This is a genomic window from Pseudomonas sp. GXM4 (assembly GCF_008923895.1).
Lineage (GTDB): Bacteria > Pseudomonadota > Gammaproteobacteria > Pseudomonadales > Pseudomonadaceae > Aquipseudomonas > Aquipseudomonas atacamensis.
The window spans coordinates 1-7986 of record NZ_WBRZ01000247.1; the positions used below are offsets into that span (position 1 = coordinate 1).

General features: G+C 58.7%; 5 protein-coding genes, 1 rRNA gene and 1 pseudogene. 3 read left to right on the plus strand and 4 right to left on the minus strand.

The features are described 5' to 3' along the window. The first annotated feature begins 186 nt into the window (after positions 1–186). Positions 187–302 (plus strand): 5S ribosomal RNA (gene rrf, locus F8N49_RS22505). Between the two features lie 66 nt (positions 303–368). On the opposite strand, the gene F8N49_RS22510 is transcribed toward rrf, so the two are convergent. The 4 genes from F8N49_RS22510 to F8N49_RS22525 form a co-directional block, all read right to left on the minus strand. Then, entirely contained in the window at positions 369–1547 is a 1179-nt protein-coding gene (locus F8N49_RS22510) for a PepSY domain-containing protein (RefSeq protein WP_122747491.1), read from the minus strand. Between the two features lie 75 nt (positions 1548–1622). Continuing rightward, positions 1623–4124, minus strand: a complete 2502-nt coding sequence (locus F8N49_RS22515; protein ID WP_151552665.1) for a TonB-dependent siderophore receptor — start codon at positions 4122–4124, stop codon at positions 1623–1625. Positions 4125–4210: 86 nt separating this feature from the next. After that, positions 4211–5212 (minus strand): FecR domain-containing protein, encoded by a 1002-nt coding sequence (locus tag F8N49_RS22520; protein WP_110644729.1) that lies wholly within the window; start codon positions 5210–5212, stop codon positions 4211–4213. Next, positions 5212–5712 (minus strand): sigma-70 family RNA polymerase sigma factor, encoded by a 501-nt coding sequence (locus F8N49_RS22525; protein ID WP_071173994.1) that lies wholly within the window; start codon positions 5710–5712, stop codon positions 5212–5214. The genes F8N49_RS22520 and F8N49_RS22525 overlap by 1 nt, the downstream gene beginning before the upstream one ends. Before the next feature lie 312 nt (positions 5713–6024). Here F8N49_RS22525 and F8N49_RS28675 point away from each other — a divergent pair. Then, a pseudogene (locus F8N49_RS28675) lies at positions 6025–7050 on the plus strand (cache domain-containing protein); the annotation flags it as partial. A gap of 69 nt (positions 7051–7119) precedes the next feature. Continuing rightward, complete coding sequence (locus F8N49_RS28680; protein WP_370593577.1) at positions 7120–7905, plus strand: methyl-accepting chemotaxis protein; 786 nt, start codon at positions 7120–7122, stop codon at positions 7903–7905. Positions 7906–7986 lie beyond the last annotated feature (81 nt).

Sequence of the window (7986 nt, forward strand, 5' to 3'; positions counted from 1 at the left end):
CATCCCGAACTCAGTAGTGAAACGATGCATCGCCGATGGTAGTGGGGGGTTTCCCCATGTGAGAGTAGGTCATCGTCAAGATTAAATTCCGAAACCCCAATTGCGAAAGCAGTTGGGGTTTTGTTTTAGTAGAAGTTCCTGTTTTTGCTGGCTTGTTACCGTGTTGACGGGCCAGATAAAGAATTTCTTGACGACCATAGAACATTGGAACCACCTGATCCCATCCCGAACTCAGAAGTGAAACGATGTATCGCCGATGGTAGTGTGGGGTTTCCCCATGTGAGAGTAGGTCATCGTCAAGATTGAATTCCGAAACCCCTGTCTGCTAACGCAGACAGGGGTTTTGTCATTTAAGCGTGTACGAAAGATCAGGCTGTTCTTCGGATCCTGGTGCTGCGTCTTGCCTGCCACTTGCGCCACCAAATATAGACGCCCGTCCCTGACAACCCCGCAATCAACACACCCAGTACCGCGATCATTACCTGCCCTGTCACCCCGATGATCCGTCCTCCATGTATGGGCAACTGAAGTCGATAGAACTGCTCTCCAAGCGTGCCCTGTCCCGCGATCTCCTGTCCCAATAATCGGCCATCGGTACCGTGAAAGAACAACCAGGATTTTCCATGGGCGTCCGTATCGTGCTGTCCAAATCCTGCGCCGTAGAAGTTGTACTCAAAGCTGTAATACAACTCGCCTATTGCCGCCGTCAGTCCTAATCGTTTCCCTTCCTGCAATGCCCTTTCGTACGCCTGTTGATAACTCAACTGTGTCGTCCCCAGTTGATCGGCGGGCATTCGTCCTCTGGCTTCATAAACGCTCGGCTCGATCGGGGAAAACAACGAGACAGCAGGCTTGAATACCTGGCTCGGCAAGTTCATGGCCACGCTGCTGACGGCGATCGGTAACAGCAGTAGCCACAACCACAATCCGCCGGCGCGATGCAGATCGAAGTTCAAGCGGTAGACATGCCCGCCTTTGACCTTCCACGCAGTAGCCCACTTCTTCCAGAATGGCTTGCCACGCGGCAAGGTCAGCCACAATGCGACAAAACAGTCGATCACCCACGCGATGGCCACCAGGCCCATCAACAGCAGTCCCCAGTTACCGGGCAATGTCAGGTTGTAGTGAAACTCCAGAATGAACGGGATGAAGTTCTCCCGCTGAAAACAGCATTCACCCCAGTAGCGCGCGCCTTTTTGCTCCGCGCTGACCGGGTCCAGATAGAACACCTGATTGCGCTCATCAAACGGCTGGCCCGTCGCCGGATCCTTACGCGGAACGGCCGCCAGCAGCGCCGTATGCCCCGTCTCATGGGGATACTCCATGTACCAGACTTGCAGTTTCGGATGCGCTGTCTGCACTGCATCTACCAACGCGCCCGGCGACAAGCGCTCACCCACTAACGTCGCCTCGTAAAACTGCGGATTCAGCCACTCGTCCAGTTCGTGATTGAACGCCAGCACACTGCCGGTCAGCCCGGCCAACAATAAAGACGTCGCAGTGGCCAAGCCAATGTACCGATGCAACAAAACCAGAAACGCACGCATACAAAACACCCCGAAGAAACGACAAAGCCAGCCCCTGATAGCAGGGGCTGGCTTTTTTATGCACAGGACATAGCTTTAGAACTGATAGCTGACGGTCGCCGCTACGTTGCGTTCTTCGCCCATGTAGCAGAAGTTCAGACTGGCGCAGGACGCGACATAGGATTCATTGGTCAGGTTGTTCGCGTTGAGCCGAACATCAACACCCTTCAAACCAATCTTGCCCAGGTCATAACCAATCGAGGCATCGAACAGCGTGTAAGACGGCACCTTCATCGTGTTCTCCGCATCGGCCCAGCTGTAGCCGACATAGCGCACCCCACCGCCCAACCGCAGCCCATCAAGTGCGGCACTGTCGAACTTGTAGTCAGCCCACAGCGAGGCCATGTGTCGCGGCGCCTGAGTCGGTGAGTTGCCCTTGTTCTCGATGACATCGGTCGGCGTGCTCAAGGTGCTGATCATCGATTTGGAATATTCGATATCAGTGAAGGTGTAACTGCCGAGCACTTTCAAGTTATCGGTCAGTTGCATGTGCGCTTCCAGCTCCAGACCTTGCGAGCGTACGGCACCGACCGCGCGATAGAAGTTTTCCTGCGGCAGTTTGGTCGCGAGGTTTTCCTGGTCGATGCGGAACAGCGAGGCGGTAAACAGGTTATCGGTGCCCGGCGGCTGATACTTCAAACCGACTTCCCACTGTGTGCCATCGGTAGGGGCGAGTGGATTACCGGCGCTGTCGGCATAGGAGTTCGGGTTAAACGACTCGGAGTAGCTGATGTATGGCGCCAGACCGTTATCAAACAGATATAAAGCGCCGGCACGCCCAGTGAGTTTCGTGCGCCGATCATTGATCTCTGTACCAACCGGACGCCCCGCTTCGGCGATGCGGTTTTCATCGGATGTCTCGACCCAGTCCTGACGCAGGCCCAGCGAGAAGCGCCACTTGTCCATCTCGATCAGGTCTTGCAAATACACACCGGTCTGTTCGAGGCGCCGCAGATAGCTGGTGTTGCCGTACATCTCGATCCCCGAGTTACCGTACACCGGATTGAACGCATTGATCGGCGCGAGGCCACCGCTGGTCCAGTCGACCACGGTTTTGCGCCGTTGATAATCCGCGCCCATCAGCACCGTGTGCTTGGTCGCGCCGGTGAAGAATTCGGCCTGCAGCATGTTGTCGACGATGAACGCATGCAGGCGCTCATCACCGCCGGTGTAATAGCGGTTCAGTTCATTGCTGGTCGGGGTGGTCCAGCCATAGGCGTACACCTGATCCATGTTCACTTTGGAATCGAGATAGCGGAAGTTCTGCCGCGCCGTGAAGACGTCGTTGAAGCGATGTTCGAACTGATAGCCGAACGATTGCTGGTCACGGGAGTAGCCGTCGATCCCCGGCTCGCCCTCGAAGAAGCGCGGCGAGATGCGCTCGCCATTGCGCTGATGGATCGTGCCGTCCGCCGGAACGCCGCCGTGGTAACCACCGTCCGGATCGTGTTGCAGATAGGCCTGCAGGGTCAGCGAGGTGTCTTCGCTGAAATCGATGCTCAACGTCGGCGCGAGGGCGAAGCGTTTTTCCTTGTTGTGATCGAATTGCGTGTCGGACTGATCGCTTAGTCCGGTCAGACGATGGGCGATGCGCTTGTCGTCATCGACCGGACCGCTGAAGTCAAACCCAACCCCACGCTGGCCTTGCGTCCCCACTGTGGCCTGCACCTGATGATAAGCCTCATACAACGGCTTTTTGCTGGTCAGCGCGACCAGACCGCCGGGCGAGCTACGGCCGTACAGCACGGACGACGGGCCTTTGAGAATGTCCACACGCTCGAGGAAATACGGATCGACCTGCATGGTGCTGTAAGTGCCGCTGTCGCCCATCGACTTGAGGCCGTCGAGGTAGATGTTGTCCACCGAGCCGTCGTTGAAACCGCGCATCGCCACGTAGTCGTAACGGTGCGTGGCGCCATACGGGTTGGTCAGCACACCCGGGGTGTAGCGCATCGCTTGCGAGACGGTTTGCGAGCCTTGGTCATCCATTTGCTCACGCGTCACCACCGATACGCTTTGCGAGGTCTCCAACAGGGCGGTACTGGTCTTGGTGGCGATCTGGCTGTGCGTGGCGTTGTAGCCGGCCATGCTGCCCAGCGCGTTGCCGAGGGAGAAGCCTTTGATGTCGGTGGTCGGCAAGGCCAGTGCTTCGCTTTCAGCGAGTGGGCGCAGAATGTAGCTGCTGCCGTCATGGCTGACGGCCTCCAGTCCTGAGTCGCCGAGCAAATGGCTCAAGGCCTGGTCGGTCGAATATTCACCCTGCACGCCGGGAGATTGCTGACCTTGGGTCTGTTGCGGCGTCATCGCCAAGGTGATGCCGGCCTGCCGGGCGAACTGATTCAACGCCTCGCCCAATGGCCCGGCAGCAATGTTGTAGCGGTGGCTGATCTCGGTGCCGGTGTTGGCGGCCAGACTCAGGCTCGGTAATACGCTGACGCCCAGCGCGGTGGTCAGCAGTGCCGCGTGAACCGCATGGCGCAGTAGTGTCGATTCTGCAGTGAAATTCAGAGGGTTCTTACAAATGGCGCGGACAGTCATTGTGGATTTCCGTAGGCAGTCGCGGGGGCTGAGTTGAAGTGCTTACTGACTAAGCCGGACTGCCTGCGAAAACCCGTCAAAAATAATCACACCGCACGTTCCAGGGTCACCCACCAGCGGGTGCGATAACGCAATTGCACCGGCAGCGTCTGCGGCAGGACCGCCAGCAGCCTGTCGGTGTCCTCCAGACGGAACACCCCAGAAAGGCGCAGGTCTGCGATCTCCGCCGAACAATTGAGATAACCCGGGCGATATCGGCCCACTTCAGCGAGGAAGTCACCCAGCCGCATATTGCGCGTGACAATCAAACCGTCGAGCCAGGCGCCTGCATCCATATCCGGCGTCGGCGCAGCGCGCAAACCGCTTTGGTCGACCAGAAAACTCTGCCCGGCGAGCGCCTCGAGCGAATGCCCACCGGCGTGAACCACGACTCGACCACCGGTAACGCTGAGCCGCGTGCACTGATCGTCCTGACGCAAAATGAAACGCGCATCGACCGGCGCATAACTGCCGTGGCGATTCTGTATGCGCAGCGGTCGATCGGTCGCCGCGCCCTCGTCAGAGCCGCCGCAGGTAACGATGATCTCGCCACGGGTCAGTTTGATCAGGCGCTGCTGCGCGGTGTAATCCAGGTCTACGGCGCTCGCGGTGTTGAGTTCGATGCGCGTGCCGTCGGGCAACTGGAAACCGCGCCGTTCGCCGGTCGCCGTGGCGTAGTCGGCACTCCATTGCTGCCAGGCGGCGCTGTCCTTGGCCAGCCACGCGGCGGAGCCCATCAACAGCGCGCCCGACAACAACTTCAAAGCCTGGCGTCGGCCCAGCCCCTGCGCACTGTTTTCCAAGGTGTTGAAAGCGACCTGCGCACCCGGCACGGCGCGCAGACTGGAGCTCAATTCGGCTTGTAGCGACTGCACCCGCTGCCAGGCGATTTCATGTTCATGATGCTCGGCGCGCCACTGCTCGCATTGGCGAGTCAGCCGCGAATTGCCGTGGTTGTTGCGCAGCCGCAGCAGCCAGTGAATCGCTTGCTTGACCACGTGTTGGCGCGGTTCGACGCGGCGACCGAGTGAGAGGTTGTCCACAGGCATCAGCTTTCATACCGCAACACATAGCAGTGATACAGCGCATCGGCGACATAGCGTTCCACAGAACGTACCGATACGCCCAACTGCTCGGCGATCTGTTTGTGAGTCAAACCTTCGCACTGCGCCAGGAGAAATGCCTGACGCACTTTCGGCTTCAGTCCTTCGAGCATACGCGCAATGCTTTCCAGCAGTTCCAGCACCAACGCGCGGGATTCGGCGTCAGGTACTTCGCCTTCAGGCAAGTGAGCAATGGTCTCCAGATAGGCCCGCTCGATTTCCTCGCGGCGCCAATGATCGATCACCAGACCGCGCGCGATGGTTCGCAGGAAAGCTCGGGGCGCTCTGAGTTCGAGGCGTTCGGTACGTTGCAGCAGACGCAGGAAAGTGTCCTGAGCCAGATCCGCCGCATCCGCTGCGTTGCCCAGCCGCGCGCGCAGCCAAGCGTTGAGCCAGCCGTGATGACTACCGTAAAGCGCCTGTACGACCAACTCAGGTGAAGACATGACCACGCCAGCCCGAACGTCACAAATGATAATTAGTCGCATTGTCATCAAGGGTTACAGATTTTGCAACTGCTGCCCCCATGTCGATGCGAAAAATTCCCTCGCAGCTGCTCTGGCACGCCGTTCGGCGGGAATCCTGCACAAACCCCGGCCATTTCTCACGCGCCCCTAAGATTTCTCCGCCGCTGGCCGACAGACTGGTGAGAAATGCGTGCACCAAAGTAGAGCGGCCAGAAGAACGCTGCCTGCGCCGTACATGGAATGTTGCATCCGGAAACGCATCCCCACTTTTGGCATAAGAAGTCCCATGAAATGAATCTCAAGTTCAGCCATAAAATCCTCCTGGCCGCTTCGGGCGTCGTCGTCCTGGCGTTCGCGTTGTTCACGCTCTACAACGATTACTTGCAGCGAAACACCATTCGGCAGAATTTGCAGTCCTCTGTGCAGCAGGCCGGTGACCTCACCGCCAGCAGCGTGCAGAACTGGATGAGCGGACGGATTCTGGTGCTGGAAAACCTCGCGCAGAACGTTGCCCATCAAGGCAGGAATGCCGACTTGCCGGGCCTTGTCGATCAACCGGCCTTCACTTCGAACTTCCAGTTCACTTACGTCGGCCAGGCCAACGGTGTCTTCACCCAGCGCCCCGATGCGAAGATGCCGGACGGTTACGATCCGCGTCAGCGGCCTTGGTACAAGCAGGCAGTAGCCGCCGACAAAACCATGCTGACGCCGCCGTACATGGCGGCAGTCGGCGGTTTGGTGGTGACCATCGCCATGCCGGTGAAAAAGGACGGTGAATTGCTCGGTGTGGTGGGTGGTGACCTCAGCCTGGAAACCCTGGTGAAGATCATCAACTCGGTGGACTTCGGCGGCCTCGGCCATGCGTTTCTGGTCAGTGCTGACGGTCAGGTGATCGTCAGCCCGGACAAAGACCAAGTGATGAAAAACCTCAACGACATCTACCCGAACACCAGCGTGCGCATCGAGAAGGGCAACCAGAATGTCGTGCTCAACGGTCAGGAGCGCATTCTCTCGTTCACCCCGGTCAGCGATCTGCCGAATGCGCAGTGGTACATCGGTCTGTCGATCGATCGCGATAAGGCCTACGCCGCACTCAGCCAATTCCGCACTTCGGCGTTGATCGCCATGTTTGTCGCGGTCGCGGCGATTGCTTTGCTGCTGAGCCTGTTGATCAACGTGTTGATGCGTCCGCTGACCACCATGGGCCGCGCGATGAAAGACATTGCCCAGGGCGAGGGCGATCTGACCCGGCGTCTGCTGGTCGAGAGCAAAGACGAGTTCGGTGAACTGGGCAGCGCGTTTAACCAGTTCGTTGAACGGATTCACGCATCGATTTCCGAAGTGTCGTCGGCGACCCGTCACGTACATGACCTGTCGCAACGGGTGATGGCGTCGTCCAACGCTTCGATCGTCGGTTCCGACGAGCAAAGTGCGCGCACCAACAGCGTCGCGGCGGCGATCAATCAGCTGGGCGCGGCCACTCAGGAAATCGCGCGCAACGCGGCGGATGCTTCGCAGCACGCCAGTGGCGCTTCCGAGCAGGCCGATGATGGTCGTCAGGTGGTCGAGCAGACCATTCAGGCGATGACCGAGCTGTCGCAGAAGATCAGCCTGTCGTGCACGCAGATCGAAACCCTGAACGCGAGCACCGACAACATTGGCCACATTCTCGACGTGATCAAAGGTATCTCGCAGCAGACCAACCTGCTGGCGCTCAACGCTGCCATCGAGGCCGCGCGTGCCGGTGAAGCCGGGCGCGGTTTTGCCGTGGTTGCCGATGAGGTGCGTAACCTCGCTCATCGCACCCAGGAATCGGCGGAAGAGATCCACAAGATGATCACCTCGCTGCAGGTCGGTTCGCGCGAAGCGGTGAGCACGATGAACGCCAGCCAGGCGTCCAGCGAGCAGAGCGTGGAAGTGGCGAATCAGGCCGGTCTGCGTCTGGTCAGCGTGACCCAGCGCATCGGCGAAATCGACGGCATGAACCAATCGGTTGCAGCGGCGACTGAAGAGCAGACGGCGGTGGTGGAAACGCTGAACGTCGACGTCAACCAGATCAACCTGTTGAACCAGCAGAGCGTGGCCAACCTCAACGAAACGTTGAAGGATTGTGATGCGTTGTCGCAGCAGGCGAACCGGTTGAAGCAGTTGGTCGACAGTTTCAAGATCTGATTTTTCAGATCGCAGACCGCGTTATCGTTCTTCGCGAGCAGGCTCGCTCCCACAGGGAAATGCATTCCAGATGTGGGAGCG

Coding starts and splice junctions, on each gene's coding strand:
- F8N49_RS22510 (WP_122747491.1), bottom strand. CDS start 1,547: ATGCGTGCGTTTCTGGTTTTGTTGCATCGGTACATTGGCTTGGCCACT.
- F8N49_RS22515 (WP_151552665.1), bottom strand. CDS start 4,124: ATGACTGTCCGCGCCATTTGTAAGAACCCTCTGAATTTCACTGCAGAA.
- F8N49_RS22520 (WP_110644729.1), bottom strand. CDS start 5,212: ATGCCTGTGGACAACCTCTCACTCGGTCGCCGCGTCGAACCGCGCCAA.
- F8N49_RS22525 (WP_071173994.1), bottom strand. CDS start 5,712: ATGTCTTCACCTGAGTTGGTCGTACAGGCGCTTTACGGTAGTCATCAC.
- F8N49_RS28680 (WP_370593577.1), top strand. CDS start 7,120: ATGGCGTCGTCCAACGCTTCGATCGTCGGTTCCGACGAGCAAAGTGCG.